Source organism: Kutzneria sp. 744 (assembly GCF_000568255.1).
In the GTDB taxonomy this organism is placed as follows: Bacteria; Actinomycetota; Actinomycetes; order Mycobacteriales; family Pseudonocardiaceae; genus Kutzneria.
Map to the genome: position 1 here is coordinate 6,240,542 of NZ_KK037166.1, position 15,054 is coordinate 6,255,595.

13 protein-coding genes and 2 pseudogenes are annotated in these 15,054 nt (G+C 66.8%); 9 read left to right on the top strand and 6 right to left on the bottom strand.

Going from position 1 to position 15,054, the window contains the following annotated elements; all coding sequences use genetic code 11:
* Window positions 1–252: 252 nt before the first annotated feature.
* Window positions 253–1,677 carry an FAD-binding oxidoreductase gene (locus tag KUTG_RS28340; RefSeq protein WP_043721069.1) on the top strand — a complete coding sequence of 475 codons (1,425 nt, stop codon included), beginning with the start codon at window positions 253–255 and terminating at the stop codon, window positions 1,675–1,677.
* Between the two features lie 737 nt (window positions 1,678–2,414).
* Here KUTG_RS28340 and KUTG_RS28345 read toward each other — a convergent pair.
* Window positions 2,415–3,296: an SAM-dependent methyltransferase gene (locus tag KUTG_RS28345; RefSeq protein WP_043721071.1), complete on the bottom strand. Its 882-nt coding sequence runs from the start codon at window positions 3,294–3,296 to the stop codon at window positions 2,415–2,417.
* A 177-nt stretch (window positions 3,297–3,473) separates the two neighbouring features.
* On the bottom strand, window positions 3,474–3,782 hold the full coding sequence (locus KUTG_RS59040) for a hypothetical protein (RefSeq protein WP_043721073.1): 309 nt from the start codon (window positions 3,780–3,782) through the stop codon (window positions 3,474–3,476).
* Between the two features lie 875 nt (window positions 3,783–4,657).
* Here KUTG_RS59040 and KUTG_RS28355 point away from each other — a divergent pair.
* Window positions 4,658–6,628 (top strand): multicopper oxidase family protein, encoded by a 1,971-nt coding sequence (locus KUTG_RS28355; protein ID WP_198047334.1) that lies wholly within the window; start codon window positions 4,658–4,660, stop codon window positions 6,626–6,628.
* 802 nt (window positions 6,629–7,430) lie between these two features.
* Here the strand turns inward: KUTG_RS28355 and KUTG_RS59045 are convergent.
* The gene (locus KUTG_RS59045) at window positions 7,431–7,730 is read right to left on the bottom strand and encodes a hypothetical protein (RefSeq protein ID WP_157494815.1); all 300 of its coding nucleotides are present in this window, start codon (window positions 7,728–7,730) and stop codon (window positions 7,431–7,433) included.
* Window positions 7,731–8,060, bottom strand: a complete 330-nt coding sequence (locus KUTG_RS28360; RefSeq protein WP_043721076.1) for a hypothetical protein — start codon at window positions 8,058–8,060, stop codon at window positions 7,731–7,733. It abuts the gene before it with no gap.
* Window positions 8,061–8,334: 274 nt separating this feature from the next.
* Here KUTG_RS28360 and KUTG_RS28365 point away from each other — a divergent pair, with 274 nt between their 5' ends.
* A complete protein-coding gene (locus KUTG_RS28365) occupies window positions 8,335–8,580 on the top strand; it encodes a tyrosine-type recombinase/integrase (RefSeq protein WP_043721078.1) in 246 nt (81 codons plus the stop codon).
* Between the two features lie 74 nt (window positions 8,581–8,654).
* Here KUTG_RS28365 and KUTG_RS56680 read toward each other — a convergent pair whose 3' ends face one another.
* Window positions 8,655–9,659: a CDP-diacylglycerol diphosphatase gene (locus KUTG_RS56680; RefSeq protein ID WP_198047335.1), complete on the bottom strand. Its 1,005-nt coding sequence runs from the start codon at window positions 9,657–9,659 to the stop codon at window positions 8,655–8,657.
* Between the two features lie 129 nt (window positions 9,660–9,788).
* On the opposite strand from KUTG_RS56680, the gene KUTG_RS63995 reads away from it, so the two are divergent.
* The 5 genes and pseudogenes from KUTG_RS63995 to KUTG_RS59050 form a co-directional block, all read left to right on the top strand.
* Window positions 9,789–10,493 (top strand): helix-turn-helix domain-containing protein, encoded by a 705-nt coding sequence (locus KUTG_RS63995; protein ID WP_369794522.1) that lies wholly within the window; start codon window positions 9,789–9,791, stop codon window positions 10,491–10,493.
* A gap of 78 nt (window positions 10,494–10,571) precedes the next feature.
* Entirely contained in the window at window positions 10,572–10,934 is a 363-nt protein-coding gene (locus KUTG_RS64000; RefSeq protein WP_369794655.1) for a hypothetical protein, read from the top strand.
* 115 nt (window positions 10,935–11,049) lie between these two features.
* Window positions 11,050–11,442, top strand: coding sequence for a YciI family protein (locus KUTG_RS28375; RefSeq protein ID WP_232241494.1), 393 nt, complete (start codon window positions 11,050–11,052; stop codon window positions 11,440–11,442).
* Complete coding sequence (locus tag KUTG_RS28380; protein ID WP_043721083.1) at window positions 11,439–12,656, top strand: RNA polymerase sigma factor; 1,218 nt, start codon at window positions 11,439–11,441, stop codon at window positions 12,654–12,656. Before KUTG_RS28375 ends, KUTG_RS28380 begins: the two co-directional genes overlap by 4 nt.
* A 506-nt stretch (window positions 12,657–13,162) precedes the next feature.
* Window positions 13,163–13,354, top strand: a pseudogene (locus KUTG_RS59050) (IS5/IS1182 family transposase); the annotation flags it as partial.
* Between the two features lie 165 nt (window positions 13,355–13,519).
* On the opposite strand, the gene KUTG_RS28390 reads toward KUTG_RS59050, so the two are convergent.
* Window positions 13,520–14,089 (bottom strand): DUF6431 domain-containing protein, encoded by a 570-nt coding sequence (locus tag KUTG_RS28390; protein WP_043721087.1) that lies wholly within the window; start codon window positions 14,087–14,089, stop codon window positions 13,520–13,522.
* Between the two features lie 286 nt (window positions 14,090–14,375).
* On the opposite strand from KUTG_RS28390, the pseudogene KUTG_RS28395 reads away from it, so the two are divergent.
* Window positions 14,376–15,011 (top strand): annotated as a pseudogene (locus tag KUTG_RS28395) (transposase family protein); the annotation flags it as partial.
* Between the last annotated feature and the right edge of the window lie 43 nt (window positions 15,012–15,054).

Below are 15,054 nucleotides of genomic sequence, written 5' to 3' on the forward strand. Positions count from 1 at the left end.
CTGCTCTCTAATGGATGAGCCTTCGGAGGTAAACTCGCCACTTCCAGTCACGCGGTAGTGGTGTGACACTGTAGTGGTGTATAAAGAATAAGCGGATGGGTCGATTTGCGATGGCCCCGGGAGTTAGCTTGAGCGCTTGGCGGGTGTTCTTCGCGGATCGTGGATGGTTCTTGCCTTCGGTCGGCTCGCGTTCGGCGGGAGAGCACCGCACCCATAGAGCGCCATAGTGGCGCCGTAGTGGAAGGGGGCCGCATGACCACGCCGACCACATCAGCCGGCATCGGCAACACGCCGTACGAAGACCTGGCTGCCGCCCTGCGCGGTGACCTGATCACCCCGGGCGACGCCGAGTACGACCAGGCGCGCGCCGTCTACAACGCCATGATCGACAAGCGGCCGGCGGCTATCGCCCGCTGTCGAGACACCGTCGACGTCATCGCCTGTGTGCGTTTCGGCCGGGAACACGACCTCGAGATCGCCGTGCGAGGTGGCGGTCACAACGCCGCCGGCCTCGGGGTGTGGGATGACGCCCTGGTCATCGACCTTTCCCTGCTGCGCAGCACCACGGTCAACCCCGACAACCATACCGTCCGCGCCGACGCGGGATGCACCTGGGGCGACGTCGACCACGCGACCGTCGGGTTCGGCATGGCGACTCCCTCCGGCTTCCTCGCGTCGACCGGTGTGGGCGGCCTGACGCTCGGAGGCGGCATCGGCTACCTCTCGCGGCGCTTCGGTCTCACCGTCGACAATCTTCTCGCCGCGGATGTGGTGCTCGCCGACGGCACGTTCGTGACGGCTAGCGACAGTTCCCACAGCGACCTGTTCTGGGCTCTGCGCGGCGGCGGCGGGAACTTCGGCGTCGTCACGTCGTTCACCTTCCGTTGCCACGACATCGGGGAACGCGGCATGATCATCGGTGGCCCCGTGCTATACGACCTCGCCGACACGGCCGAGGTGCTGCGCTGGTACCGGGAGCTCCTGCCATCACTGCCGGAGGAGCTCAGCGGCTTCTTCGCGCTGCTGGCCGTCCCACCCGCCGCGCCGTTCCCGGAGGAGCTCTGGGGCCGCAAGTCCTGCGCCATCGTCTGGTGCTACACCGGATCGCACACGCACACCGACGAGGTGCTCGAGCCGATCACGACATACGGCTCGCCGTTGCTGGTCGGCCTGCACGCCATGCCGTTCGCCATGCTGCAGAGCGCGTTCGACGGCCTCTATCCGGCCGGGCTGCAGTGGTACTGGCGGTCGGACTTCTTCACCGAGATCTCCGACGCCGCGATCGACGTGCACTGCAGATACGGCGCGCAGCTGCCGACCGGCCACTCCACCATGCACCTCTACCCCATCGACGGTGCCGCCAGCCGCGTGCCGGACGACGCGACCGCCTTCGCTTACCGGGACGGCGGCTGGGCAGGGGTCATCGTGGGCGTCGACCCGGACCCCGCCAACGCCGGCGTCATCTCCCAATGGACCCGGGATTACTGGCAGGAGCTGCACCCCACCTCGGCTGGCGGCGCCTACGTCAACTTCCTGATGGACGAGGGACAGGACCGGGTCACAGCGTCCTACCGCGGCAACTACAACCGACTCGCCCAGATCAAGGGCCGCTACGACCCAGACAACATGTTCCACATCAACCAGAACATCCAGCCCCCCACAGGAGCCAACCGGTAGGCCCGACGCGGACGACGGCGCCAGCGCGCCCGACGACTACATCGGCGTCGAACGCCGACTCGAGTGCCGCACAAGGATCCTCAAACGGCGATCGCTGACACACGATCACATGGCTATCCACGGAAGCAGGCCGCCGCAACCGACACCTAAAGCCGCCGGCAGTCGATGGTCGCAATTCGGCAGGGGACGTTCGGGCCGAGTGTCAGGGCTGATGTCGCTGGGCTTGGACGGCGAACGCCACGACGACACCGAACCAAATCGGGCCTCCCCCAGCCCTGACGTGGCTTGCGCTGATGGCACTGCCGCTGCTGTTCGTCACCGGTCGCAGCCGTGAGGACACCGGCCACTACGTCGGGTGTGCCCGCTAGTCACCCAGTCGCCGATGCGCATGACCTGGCCGGTGTGGACACCGCCGCTGACCGTCGATGACCTTGAGGTATTACTCACGCACCCCTCGGCGTACCGCCCGATGGCCAGGGCAGCGAACCACGGCTATCTGGAGGAGATCGACGGCGACCCCAGCTTGCTTGAGTCGCCCGGGCTGCTGGACCCGGGGGAACTGGAGGTCAGACGGATCTACTCGGCGTACCGGTGGAAAGGCGCGCACACCCCTCGGCGCTCTCGTCTTCGATCGTGTTGCGTGGGAGAGGCCGGATTAGCGGTCTGTGACCCAGGCACCTGTCTCTCCCCGCCGATCAACCGTTCTCGCGCGTGCCCGCGTTCGGCATTGGGTCGTCTCAGTTCTTGCGGGCCACGCCGGCCCAGACGACCGAGTCATCCGGACTGGCGAACTCAATCGCCGGCGTGTCATCGGTGGACTCCTCCGGGTGCCACAGCGGTGTCCAGGTGGTACCCGGCTCAACCAGTTCCAGGTCACCAAAAAGGGCATCGATCTCCGCCCGTGGCCGCCATACCACCGGCGTGCTGGACCGGTCGTACATCCGGGCGAAGCTCTCCATATCCGACGCGCGCTGCTGCGGCACACCATCGGCAGTGCCATGAGAGATAACCAGGTAGGAACCCGCCGACAGCAGCGTGCGGTAGCGAGCCGCGGTCGCCGCGGTCTGGTCCACCCCATGGGGGTCGAGTTGTTGGACGTGCAGCACCGCGAGCATCAGCAGCGCGATCGGCTCCGCCAGGTCGATCACACCACTGTCGGCGACCTTCTGCCACAGGCCGTCCGGGTCGCGCAGGTCACCGTGGATCGCGGCGTGCCGCGCCGGGTCTCCGTGCTGTTCCAACAGCACCTGGGAGTGCGCGACGGCGACTGGCTCGTTGTCGACGTACACCACCGCCGACTCCGGGTTCACCCGGTCCGCGACCTCATGGGTTGGCCCCATCGTGGGAATGCCCGAACCGACGTCGACGAACTGTCGGATGCCCCGCTCGGCCAGGTAGCGCACCACCCGGTGGAGAAACTGCCGATTCGCCTTGGCAGCCGGACGCACGAACGGGAACGCCGCCAGCGCCTTCTCGCCGAACTCGCGGTCGATCGCCCAGTTCGCGCTTCCACCGAGGTACCAGTCGTACACACGGGCCACACTGGGGTGATCCAGATCGACGCCCTGTGGCGGATACGGATCAGGACGAGGAGACTCGGGCGCTGGGGATTCGGTCACAGTGCGTGTCCTTCGAGCAAGGTCGTTGCGTGTCGCGCATCGTAGCCGAATCGATCAGATTTGTAGCCGTCGGCGCTGGCGCGGCTCGTCGCCCGTCGTCACCGACACCACCGGCGTCACTTGTGTGCTCGCCCAACCGGGCGGTTCTCGGTGGCGCTGGAGGGTGTGCGGCCGGGGTCAGCCTGGTGCGTGGACTCGACGGGCGAGGGCGGACAGGCTGGGCATGGCCGCCTGTTTCGGGGAGGCCAGGAGGTCGCCGACGAGGCGGCGGAGGGCGTTGCGGGTGCGGACTTCGCCGGGGGCGATGCGTTCAGCGGCCAGCAGCGTCTGATAAGCGCGGTCGGGTTTGTCGAATCGTGCCCAAGCTTGCGCTGTGTCGACCAGCAGCCGCGCGCGGCGTTCGGTGGTGGGGATTGCCGCCAGCGGGAGGCGTTGGGCGTGGGCCAACGCGGTTCCGGCGTCGCCGAGCACGTACGTACCGGACACGCGGTGGCTGACCACGTTGCTCTCAGCGCCCGCTGCCGCTGCGGGTCCGCATCGAGCCGGGTGGCGGTCGTGGCCGCCTCGGTGAGCAGGTCGTTCCGCCCGACCGGCAGAAAGGCTCCCGCCGCGATGTCCGCCCCGACGTTTCCCGCCGGTCCCATCGCCGTCGACGCCATTGCCGTCATTAGCTCCTGGCGTGCCAGCCGTGACGGCGACCGGTTGGCACGCCAGGCATCACCGGGAGGTCGTCATGTTCTGGGTGCAAGCCGCTGGCAGCATCGCCGGGTTGCTCCTCGGCGTGGTCGGAGTGGCTGGGGACGGTTACGGAGTGCAGGCCTGGTGGACACAACGCCGACTGGCCCGCTGCCGACGAGCCGATATCGCTCGCCAAGTAGCTGACATCCATGCCCGCCACGAGCGCGCTGGAGCCGGCCACGATCCGCCTTCCCTTGACCGCGTGGGCGGACGAGCCGACCGTGCCCCTGCCCGGTCTCGGCCCACCACCAGCAGAAGGCCACGTCTGCGTTCCGCCCTACGCCGCCGACATCGGCGACATCCAGCAACTTCCCCGTTGCCGACCCGCTGACCTCGACCACCGAACCCCCGGGGCGGGACAGGTTGCGGGTAGCGTCGACAGGCCAAACACGATGGTCGCCGCCCCTGGCCGTGTCCGGGCAGGGCGCGGGACACGCCTCCAGCAGCGAGTGTTGCTCGGTTATCTGCCTCGGGTGCTCGGACTTGAGCGCGGTCCTGCTGCGACAGATCATGTCGAACGCGCGGCGTGCCTCGTGCGTAGTGAGGCCTGACCTCATTGGCCCCATGGACGCACGCTGACGGCTCAGCGATTCGTCCGCGAGACACAGGACCGAGCAGGCACCATGAACGAACCTGACCGGCCACTGCCCGCCGACGGCTCCACCGCCAACCGGTTCGGCAGGAGAACCATGCTCAGGGCGGCGAAACTGGGCAGCGCCGTCGCCGCGTCGATGTCGGTCGGCGCGACCTCCACAGCCACGCCGGCACCGGGCCTGGCGAGCCACAGCGGAAGCGTCGTACTCGACCCGGCAACGATCCCCAAGTACGTCACCCCGTTGCCCATGCTGCCCACGATGCCCCGGTCCTGGGCCACCCGCGATCTCGACGGCTACACGATCAGCGTGCGGCAGTTCAGGCAACAGGTACTTCCCCATGACTTTCCCACTACCACCGTGTGGGGCTACGGATCGGCTGACCACCCGAGGACTTCGCACACCCCGGGCTTCACCATCGAGGCACGCAGCGGGCGAGCGGTGCGGGTCACCTGGGTGAACGACCTCGTCGACGGCCACGGGCACTACCTGCCGCACCTGTTCCCCGTCGACCAGACCCTGCACTGGGCCAACCCACCCGGCGGTCGGTCGGATCGGGACACGCGCCCGATGTTCGCCGCGACGCCATCGGACTACCGAGGCCCTGTACCGATCGTCACCCACCTGCACGGCGCGCACAGCCTCCAGGACAGCGACGGCTACCCCTCGGCCTGGTACCTACCACGGGCACGGGACATCCCGACCGGATACGCGAGAGCCGGCTCCTACTACGAGCCGCACCGCCACCAGGCGACCGAGCGCCTGCGCGTGCGATGGCGTCCCGGAACCGCCGTCTTCCAGTACGCCAACGACCAGGCCGCGACGATGTTGTGGTATCACGACCACACGCTCGGGATGACCAGGCTCAACCAGCACGCCGGGCTGGCTGGCTGCTACGTCGTTCGCGGCGGCCGTCATGACCTGCCGGCCGGAGTCCTGCCCGCCGGCCGCTACGAGATCGTGCTCGTGATCCAGGACCGTTCCTTCACCCCGGACGGCTCGATCTTCTTCCCGCCGACACGGAGTTTCGTCGCCGACATCCCGCCAGACGCGCGGTTCGTGCCGTTCAGCGACGTGCCGCCGCTGTGGAACCCGCAGACGCTCGGCACCACGATGGTGGTCAACGGCCGCAGTTGGCCGGTGCTGACGGTCGAACCCCGCCGCTACCGCTTCCGCGTGCTCAACGCCTGCAACGCGCGCACCCTGGTGCTCAAGATCGTCACCGACCCGCTGGCCGCCCGGCCGGTGCCACCGACGCTGTCCTGCTGGCAGATCGGTGCAGACGGCGGCTTCCTACCCACGCCGGTGCGCCTGGGGCAGGTGCTGTGCGCCCCGGCCGAACGAGCCGACCTGATCGTCGACTTCACCGACGTGCGGGTGGGCAGCGAACTGTACCTGGTCAACGAGGGACCGGACGGGGCGTTCAGCGGGATGCCGGGGGGCGCGGCGGCCGACCCGGCCACCACCGGGCAGGTGATGAAGTTCGTGGTGGTGCCGCGACGTTCACCGGACACCAGTCTGCCCCCGGCGCAGCTGCGCCTGCCCGCCGCACAGCCGCTCGGCGCGGCCGAGCACACCTGGCGGATATCGCTCAACGAGTCGCATTCCCGCTACTACCAGCAGACGATGACCAGCACGATGCTCGGCACCGTCAGGGCGGACGGAACCCCCGAGCCGCTCGGGTGGGGCGCGCCCGTCACCGAGTCACCTGCCGTCGACGCGACACAGGTCTGGGAGCTCACCAATTTCACCCAGGACGCCCACCCCATCCACCTGCACCAGGTGCAGTTCCAGGTCCTCGACCGGCGCCGTGCCAATGGAGCGGCCCGGCCACCGGAGCGTTGGGAGACCGGCCGCAAGGACACCGTGATCGTGTACCCGCACGAGACCACCCGGGTCGCGGCACGGTTCGACCTGCCGGGCCGCTACGTGATGCACTGCCACATCCTGGATCACGAGGACAACGAGATGATGCGACCGATCAAGGTGGTGCCGGGTTAGCGTCGAGCGACATGTGACCTCGCAGGACGACACGTGTCGGTACCGCCGATCGTGTCGTCTGGCGGCTGCGCCCGTTCGGAGCAGGGTGTTGACACCTGGGCGGCGGTTAGGGTGCATCCCCACCAGGTCGGATGATGGACACCTGCAGCAAGGGCGGGGATCTTCGCCTCGTTCACGCTGCGCTGGCCGGTCTTTCAGGCAGCCACGGAATTCCGCCTTGCCCGGCCGTAGTGGTGTCGGGCGCTGAGGGCTCGACACCACTCGCATATGAGATCCACCTTCGGGGCCAGGAGCAAACCCATCCATGGCATCACACAAGCGGGGGCCGCTCGGCGGCGACCGCCGACGACACCGTCGTCCCGCCCGACGGCGCTGCTCGTTGCGGTGTTCGTGCTCACGGCCTTGCTCGGCACCGCGCAATCCGGCTGGCTGAGGTCGAAAACGACTGGCCCGCCATCACTCCGCGCATGCACGCGGCCTGACCCTGGCTCCGCCGGACCGGCCCCTGTCCTTGACCGCACGGGACTGGGCCGGCGGCCAGACCACCCCAGGCACGTCACATGACCTCGGGATTCTCGTCCCCACGCCGGGGCCGCCTGGGGCTCGAACCCAGAACCTACGGATTAACTTGGCGCACTTGTTGTTGTCTGACGTCTTCGCACTTTCCCTTGCGTTGCCAGACAAGCCGCCTAGCTCAAGAGTCTGTAGTGGACGGTCGACTGTGGTCGTTTGTCATCGTTTGGGGAGGGTAACGTGTGGTGTTGATCTTGACCTCGTCGTGTGCCCTGAGACAACGTCCGCGTCACGGTGCGCGCCCCAACCCGTCGGCGACCCGTTCTATTGAGACGGTACTGAGGTGACCGACAGCCGCACGGTACTGATCAAGAACATCCTCGGGTAGGCGACTGCCGTAGGCGCGTCCGATGCGGATGTTGAGTACGGCCAGTTGAGCGACCACGTGTCCGGTCGCCCGTACCAGTTCAGTCGCCTCGCCCGGACTGGGTGGGTCGTCGCTTGCGTGCAGCTCGTTGGCGAGCAGTTGGGCGTCCGCGATGAGCCGCGTCGCCAACTCGCGCCATTGCCGATGGACCACCGCGGCCACCTACCGGGTCACGGGGCGTTCCATGAGCTGCGGCTCTATGTCCCGATAGGGCTCGTCATCCAGTTCCGCAAGCTCCGGTCGCGGTTGGGTCCTGACCAGATACCAGGTGGCCCCCGACAGGTTGGCGCTCACGCAGGCCGCACAGGTGATGGCAAGCAACTCCTGCGAGCCGTGTTCGCTCGTGGTCTCGCGCGCGGTGTACCCGACGACATGCAGCGCGTGCAGGCCCTGCTTGCACGTCGCGGGCATGACCCCGACGAGCCGGTTGATGCCGTCGCGGCGGTAGCGAACCGGTCCGTCCGGCCGCCATGTGCTCCCAACACCGTTCATGCAGGTCACCCTACCGCAGGTTCGAATACACGTTCGAGTTATCCACACTGTGGATAACGTCTGTGGATCGCGCGCCGCCCTGTGGTCGGACCACGCTCGCCAAGATTGTGAAGATCTTGCTGCCGGCAAGGCCTGGCGTTCGAACCTGTGGTTGACCTCCGGTGGAAGCAGGTGTTGATCAGCGTTGTCTTCCATCGTCTACGGACCCTAGACGGCCTGTAGACGGCCTGACGGCTTGGTGTCCGAGCTGGCCTGACCTCGTCGCGCGGCGGACTTGCGGGAGGCGTTCGACGCGGCGGGCTATCCGTGGGTGCCCAGCCACGTCTACCGCAAGACGGTGGCGTCAATGATGGACGACGCCGGCCTCACCGCGCGGGCGGCGGCCGACCAGCTCGGGCACGCGCAGGTGTCGATGACGCAGAACGTCTACTTCAAGCGCAAGGTGGCCAAGACTGGGGGCGGCGGCGCTGCTCGAACAGGTGGGCGAGCCAACATGAGCCGCTGTCGAAGGTGTGGATAAGGTGCGGCCCGCAACCTGAACGAGTCAGCCCTCGTCCTGTTTGGACGGGGGCTGACCTGTGGTTCCGCGGCGACTCAGCTGTACACAAGCAACTGATCACAGGTAGACGTGCCGCCGTGGAGCGATTTATCGCTGTTCAGGACATAGAAAGTCCCGACGAATCCGCTGTTCGTCTTCTTCGGTACCACGATCAACGTTTGATCAACCATTTTTAGGTGCGATTTCTGTACCACATTACGGTACAGTAAGGTGAAGATATTCTGGTCCAGACTGGCGAGAACGAGGGCTCGGTACGTCCGATCTCCCTGAGAGCCGTTGATGGTGACACGATATTTCAGATCAGCCCATTGCGTTGGATTGTCGGTGATATCTCCCGCATTCTCAAGCTCGTGCAAGCGGCGTTGTAAGCTGTCCTGTACTCCCGCCATGTGGATATGTAGCTGATTGAAGCGCCTGGCATCCTGCGAGTTGATCCCAAACCCAATGCTTCGATACTTCACGGGAACTGCCCCGCCAGGCATCGCGTTGTTCCAGGCGTAGTTCCAGTAATGTGGCGCGTCGGCCTCCCATATAAACGGACATTCAATGCCGGTGATTCGGCACGCTGGCAGTAGGAGGTAATTGCGAGTATTCTCGGGTTTGCCGTGTAGTACGACGTATTTTGCGGTCTTGTTCAAACACTCGGGCGGAAGCTGGGGTGGTGGCGGCACTATCCCGTGGATGCAGTACTGGACGTCGTTCCATAGTGGATCGTTTTTATCGTTGGGATCACCGCAGATGTTCTGGAGTGAAGCGGGCGGACAGCTGCTTGCGGCATCGGAAGGGTTTCCGCATAGGGCTGCCTGGGACGCCGCGGCAACATTCCTGTCCGCTTCCGTGTCTGTCAGGAGCGCGGCAACGCCGACGGTGGAAGAGAGTCCGAAAAATTGGCGCCGCGACAGGTGTTCCATATTATCGCTTCCATTCATGACGATCGCTTCCGATGCGATAATCGGGCGGCCGACACTGTCAGCCTCTTTCCATGTACTTCGTGCGACGCGACGGCAGGCGGTGACGCAGAGGCGTCTCCGACATTTCATGGCCACTCGCTAGTGCGATGACCACTAACGATCACCGGTTTGGCGACACGCCGGGTGGGATGCGTGACCTGGGCAATGGACTGGAGAAGGGTTGATCTTGCCGGGTCCAGCGTGGAATCGGGGTGTGTGATGTCCCAGCCCGTCAGAGCCCGCCGCCTCACTCAGGATGAGGGTCATTACCTGTTACGCCTGGTAAGGCGGGGTAAGCACGAGTCGATCCGAGTGCGTCGCGCGTTGATCGTCATGGCTTCGGCGTCGGGCACCATGGTGCCGACGATCGCTCGGCTGGTGGCCGCGGATGAGGACACAGTGCGGGATGTGATCCACGCGTTCAATGCTCAGGGGTTGGCCTGTCTGGACCCTCATTGGGCGGGCGGTCATCCCCGCCGCATCACCGACGCTGACATCACCGTCATCGTCGAGACGGCCACTATCCGCCCGCGCAAGCACGGACTGCCGTTCACGCACTGGAGTATCCGCAAGCTGGCCAGCTACCTGTCCGGCCGGTACGGACGTCGCGATCCGCGGTGGGCACCGGTCCGGATGGTCCGTGTCGGGCGAGAACGGTTACGGCAGATCCTTTCCGCTCGCGGCATCACGTTCCAGCGCACACGGACCTGGAAGGAGTCCCACGACCCCGACCTGGAGGCCAAGTTGGATCGGATCGAGGAGGTCACCGTACGGTTCCCGGACCGGTGTTTCGCCTTCGACCAGTTCGGGCCGCTGTCGATCCGCCCGTGTCACGGCACCTGCTGGGCCGCCCGCTGTCATCCCGACCGACTGCGAGCCACCTACCAGCGCACCCACGGCATCCGGTACTTCCACGGCTGCTAAAGCCTCTCCGAAGACCGGCTGTGGGGTGTCCTGCACGAACACAAAGGCGGCAAATACACCCTGGCCGCGCTCAAATCGATCCGTCAGGCTCGCCCGGACGGCGCTCCGATCTACGTCATCTGCGACAACCTCTCGACCAACACCACACCCGCAATCCGGACCTGGTGTGTCCGCAACAAGGTCGAGCTGTGTCTGACGCCCACCAACGCCTCGTGGTCGAACCCGATCGAGGCACAGTTCGGGCCGTTGCGCCAGTTCACCATGGCCAACTCCGACCACCCCAATCACCCAGCGCTGGCACAGGAAATGCACGCATATCTGCGGTGGCGCAATGCGAACAACCGCCATCCCGACGTAGTGGCCGCGCAACGCCGGGAACGCGCTCGGATACGTAGCGAACGCCATCGCCGGTGGGGCCGTCCTCAACCCCGGGCAGCGTGACCGACTCGGTGATCAATAGTGGTCACCGTCACTAGACTTCGTGTCCGGACCGGCGGCTCGACTCCGACGTCTCCGCTGAAAGGTTCCCAGTGGAGAGGACACGAACGTGAAGTACATGATCATGTTGTCGTTGACCCAGCAGGACCTGGACATGATGGCCAACTGGTCCCCACAGGACGCGGCCGCGCTGCACCAGTTCATGGCGAAGTGGAACAACGACCTGGTCGAGTCCGGTGAGTTCGTCGACGCGCACGGCCTCACCCCGCCCGTCCACGCGCGGCGGGTCTCGCTCAAGGACGGCGTCCCGGTGGTCACCGACGGGCCGTACGCGGAGACCCAGGAGGTGCTCGGCGGATATACCATCGTCGACTGCGTGAGCTATGACCGGGCCACCGAGATCGCCGCCCAACTCGTCAACACGCCCCACCCGGCAGGCGCCACGTTCGTGCATGACTTGCACGTGGACATCCGGCCGATCGCCGGGTCCGCGGCCGAGTCGCTGGAGTGAACGACCGTTTCGCCGAGGTCCTGCTGCGTGAGTTGGCGCCGCAGGTCCTCGGCGCTGTCGTCCGGCGCTACGGCCATTTCGACACCGCCGAGGACGCCGTGCAGGAGGCGTTGATCGCGGCCGCCCAGCAGTGGCCGTCCGAGGGGGTCCCGGACAACCCGAAGGCCTGGCTGATCACGGTCGCGTCGCGCCGGCTCACCGACCTGCTGCGGGCCGAGCAGGCCCGGCACCGCCGTGAACTGGACCAGCGGCCGGTCCCCACCGGACCCGTTGTGGACTTCGACGACACACTGATCCTGCTGTTCCTGTGCTGTCACCCGGCGTTGTCCTCGGCGTCCCAGATCGCGCTGACGCTCCGCGCGGTCGGCGGTCTCACCACGGCTGAGATTGCCCGCGCGTTCCTGGTACCGGAGTCGACGATGACCCGGCGGATCACCCGCGCCAAGCAGGCCGTCAAGGACAGCGGCATCCCGTTCGGCATGCCAGCCGACCGCGGCGAACGGCTCGGCGCCGTCTTGCACGTGCTGTACCTGATCTTCAACGAGGGCTATGCCACCACGGCCGGCCCGGACCTGCACCGCGCCGAGTTGTCCACCGAGGCGATCCGGCTGACCCGGATCGTGCACCGCCTGCTGCCTGAGGACCCCGAGGTCACCGGGCTGCTGGCGCTCATGCTGCTGGTCGACGCCCGCCGGCTGGCCCGCACGGGCCCGGACGGCGGCATGATCCCGATGGACGAACAAGACCGAAGCCTGTGGAACACCGGGTTCATCACCGAGGGCGTCGCGTTGATCAGCGGCGCGCTTCCCCACGGGCCGATCGGCCCGTACCAGTTGCAGGCCGCTATCGCCGCCGTCCACGACGAGGCACCCACGTCCGCGGACACTGACTGGCCGCAGATCAAAGCCCTGTACGAGGTACTGCTGCGAATCAACGACAACGCGGTGGTACGGCTCAACCACGTCGTCGCGGTCGCGATGGCCGACAGTCCCCAGGCCGGGCTGGACCTGCTCGGCCCACTGGAGACAACGCTGGCCAAGGACCACCGGCTGCATTCGGTCCGCGCGCACCTGCTCGAAATGTCCGGCAACCGTGAGGCGGCCCGGGTGTCCTACGAACACGCGGCCCGCCTCACGATGAGCCTGCCTCAGCAGCGTTATCTCCAGGCCCGCGCTACAAGGTGTGCGCGAGACGGTCGGCCAGCGGGCGGGTGAAGCGCGGCGGGTCCTTCAGCTCGCTGCCCTCCGGCCAGCAGGGCCATCCCGTGGATCAGCTCGACTCCCGGTCAGCGACGCGTCGTCCTTACGCCCTCGTACGCCTTCCGTAGGCCGGTGACCAACGGGTGCGTCGGGTTCAGCTCAAGGATCCGCTTGACCGGCGCCAGCCCACCGTCCAAGTCACGCGCACTGCCCGGCGTGTCACCAAACCGGTGATCATTACTGGTCACCGCACTAGCAGTGGCAACCAGGTGTTGGGCGCTGTGTACTGGGCTGGAGCCTGTCGCGGCGCAGTCGGCAGACGATGGTTCAGACCCGGATTCGCGAGTATGTCAATGAACGTTTCCGCGTGACCGTTGGTGACGGTGCGTAGCTGCGGTGTGGCTCAGTCGGGTTGGTGGGCGCTCGACACGCCGAATTGGTTGCCCTACAACAGAAAAACGCAGAACCCCGGTATGAAGTAGGTCCTTCCACAGATCAACTTCATAGAGGTTCTGTGCACGATGAGTGTTGCATACACCGCTGTCCTGGAGGTATCCGAGGACAGCGTTCTGTTCCTGTCCGCGCTGTTGCACGCCGAGCGTGTGCGGCGCGGCACCCGGCAGCGGACCCGCGCGTTGGGGACCTACAAGCAGGCCGTGCTGGTGTTGCGCTGGTTTCTGGATGACACCCGGATGTCCGCGCTGGCCAGGGACTGTTGCCCGGCGTTGAAAATGAGCACCAAGGCGGCGTTGTAGATGAGCATGAACAGGGCGCCGTTCGTGCTCATGGTGACGCCGACGTGCTCATCGTGCCGGTGACCGCCGGACATGCCGGTGACCAACTCCGGGCACACTGATCCCCCGAGATAGGTCTGTTGATCATGGTGGAGCGAGCAGCCGGCCAGCGGCGAACGCGCCGATCACCGTCCACGCCTCAGCGTGTCCGGCGAACCGGCGCCGCCAGGCCAGCACGGCCGCGGCCAGCGCGCACAGCGCATCCCCCAGCGCCGTGGCCTGCGGTACCAAGCCCGCCAGCAGGTCCTGGTCCAGCTCGAACGTCCGCCGCACACCCTGACACCGCAGCCACTCCACCTGATCGCCTCGGGCTGCACGCAGCCAGCGCCGCACCGTGGAGACCGGGCGGCCCAGGTCACGGGCGATCGTGCGGTACCCCTGCCCGCGCGCCTTCGCGACCAACGCGGCCCCGATGACCTCGGCTGCGTCCGCGCGGCGGGGCAGGCACCACGCCGGCACCAGCACCTGCGTGGCCTGGCATCCCGAGCAGCGTGCCCGGCGCGGCCGCACCAGGCGGGACGCGCCGTCGTGTTGCCGGATCCGTCGCGCCGACGCCGAGGACCACGGTCGCAGCACCGCCGAGCAGTGTGGGCAGGTCAACGCGCCCGCCAGCAGGTCGGCCTCGGCCTGCTCGACGTCCAGCACGATGATCACGACGGTGGTCTCCTCGCACGGTGGTGCAGCATGCCTATCACGCTCGCGCCGGTCCAGGGGTCAACTCGTGTTGCTGTCCGTCGCCCTGGATTGTCCACAGTAGACGGACGGCCGCGCTCTGGGCGACCGGCACGATGAACACGACGTGCCGCGGTCGAAAAACACCACGCTGGGCTGGCCCGCGTGGTGTTCATCCTGCCGCCACGCACCAAGCACTCGGTACGTCCTCGCGGTCAGTGCCGTTGACGGGCCTGCACGTCCTCATCAGGAACGCCGGCCAACAAGGGACAACGCGATCGCGGTGTCCACCGCCTACGACTACCGGGACGAAGGCGTCGCGGTGCTCGCCGCGCGCCGGCCCTCGCTGCGCGGAGCGCTGCTGGCGGCCAAGGCCGCCGGCCACTCGCATGTGATCGTGGACGGCACGCTGATCCACACCGACCGGATCGCCACCCCCGGCCCCACGACCGGGGTGGACCTGTGGTGGAGCGGCAAACACCGCCATCACGGCGGCAACGTGCAGGTTGTCTCCGCCCCGGACGGCTGGCCTCTGTGGACCTCCGACGTGCGGCCCGGTCGCGAGCACGATGTGACCGCTGCTCGCGCCGACCCCGACCTGCTGGCTCGGATCGCCGACTGGGTCAGCGATGGCGCTCTCGCGCTGGCCGATCTGGGTTATGAAGGCGAGCCGGAGATCTTCAGGATCCCGTTGAAGAAGCCCCAAGGCGGGCAACTGTCTATTGACCAGCAGTCCTACAACGCAGTCCACGGTGCACTGCGTTGTCTAGGCGAACGCGCTAACTCGCTGCTCAAGACCACCTACAAGGCGCTACGCCGCTACCGGGGCTGCCCGTGGCGCATCGGTGACATCGTCGCGGCCGCTCTGGTCCTGCTCCACCGCGAACAGGGCCGCACCACATGACCGACCGAAGTCAATCACACAACGCCATCAAGGGTTACGCGGA

What these genes read in the sequence shown, in the direction of transcription:
- KUTG_RS28340 (WP_043721069.1), top strand. Translation starts at nt 253, where the DNA reads ATGACCACGCCGACCACATCAGCCGGCATCGGCAACACGCCGTACGAA.
- KUTG_RS28355 (WP_198047334.1), top strand. Translation starts at nt 4,658, where the DNA reads ATGAACGAACCTGACCGGCCACTGCCCGCCGACGGCTCCACCGCCAAC.
- KUTG_RS28360 (WP_043721076.1), bottom strand. Translation starts at nt 8,060, where the DNA reads ATGAACGGTGTTGGGAGCACATGGCGGCCGGACGGACCGGTTCGCTAC.
- KUTG_RS56680 (WP_198047335.1), bottom strand. Translation starts at nt 9,659, where the DNA reads ATGAAATGTCGGAGACGCCTCTGCGTCACCGCCTGCCGTCGCGTCGCA.
- KUTG_RS63995 (WP_369794522.1), top strand. Translation starts at nt 9,789, where the DNA reads ATGTCCCAGCCCGTCAGAGCCCGCCGCCTCACTCAGGATGAGGGTCAT.
- KUTG_RS28375 (WP_232241494.1), top strand. Translation starts at nt 11,050, where the DNA reads ATGATCATGTTGTCGTTGACCCAGCAGGACCTGGACATGATGGCCAAC.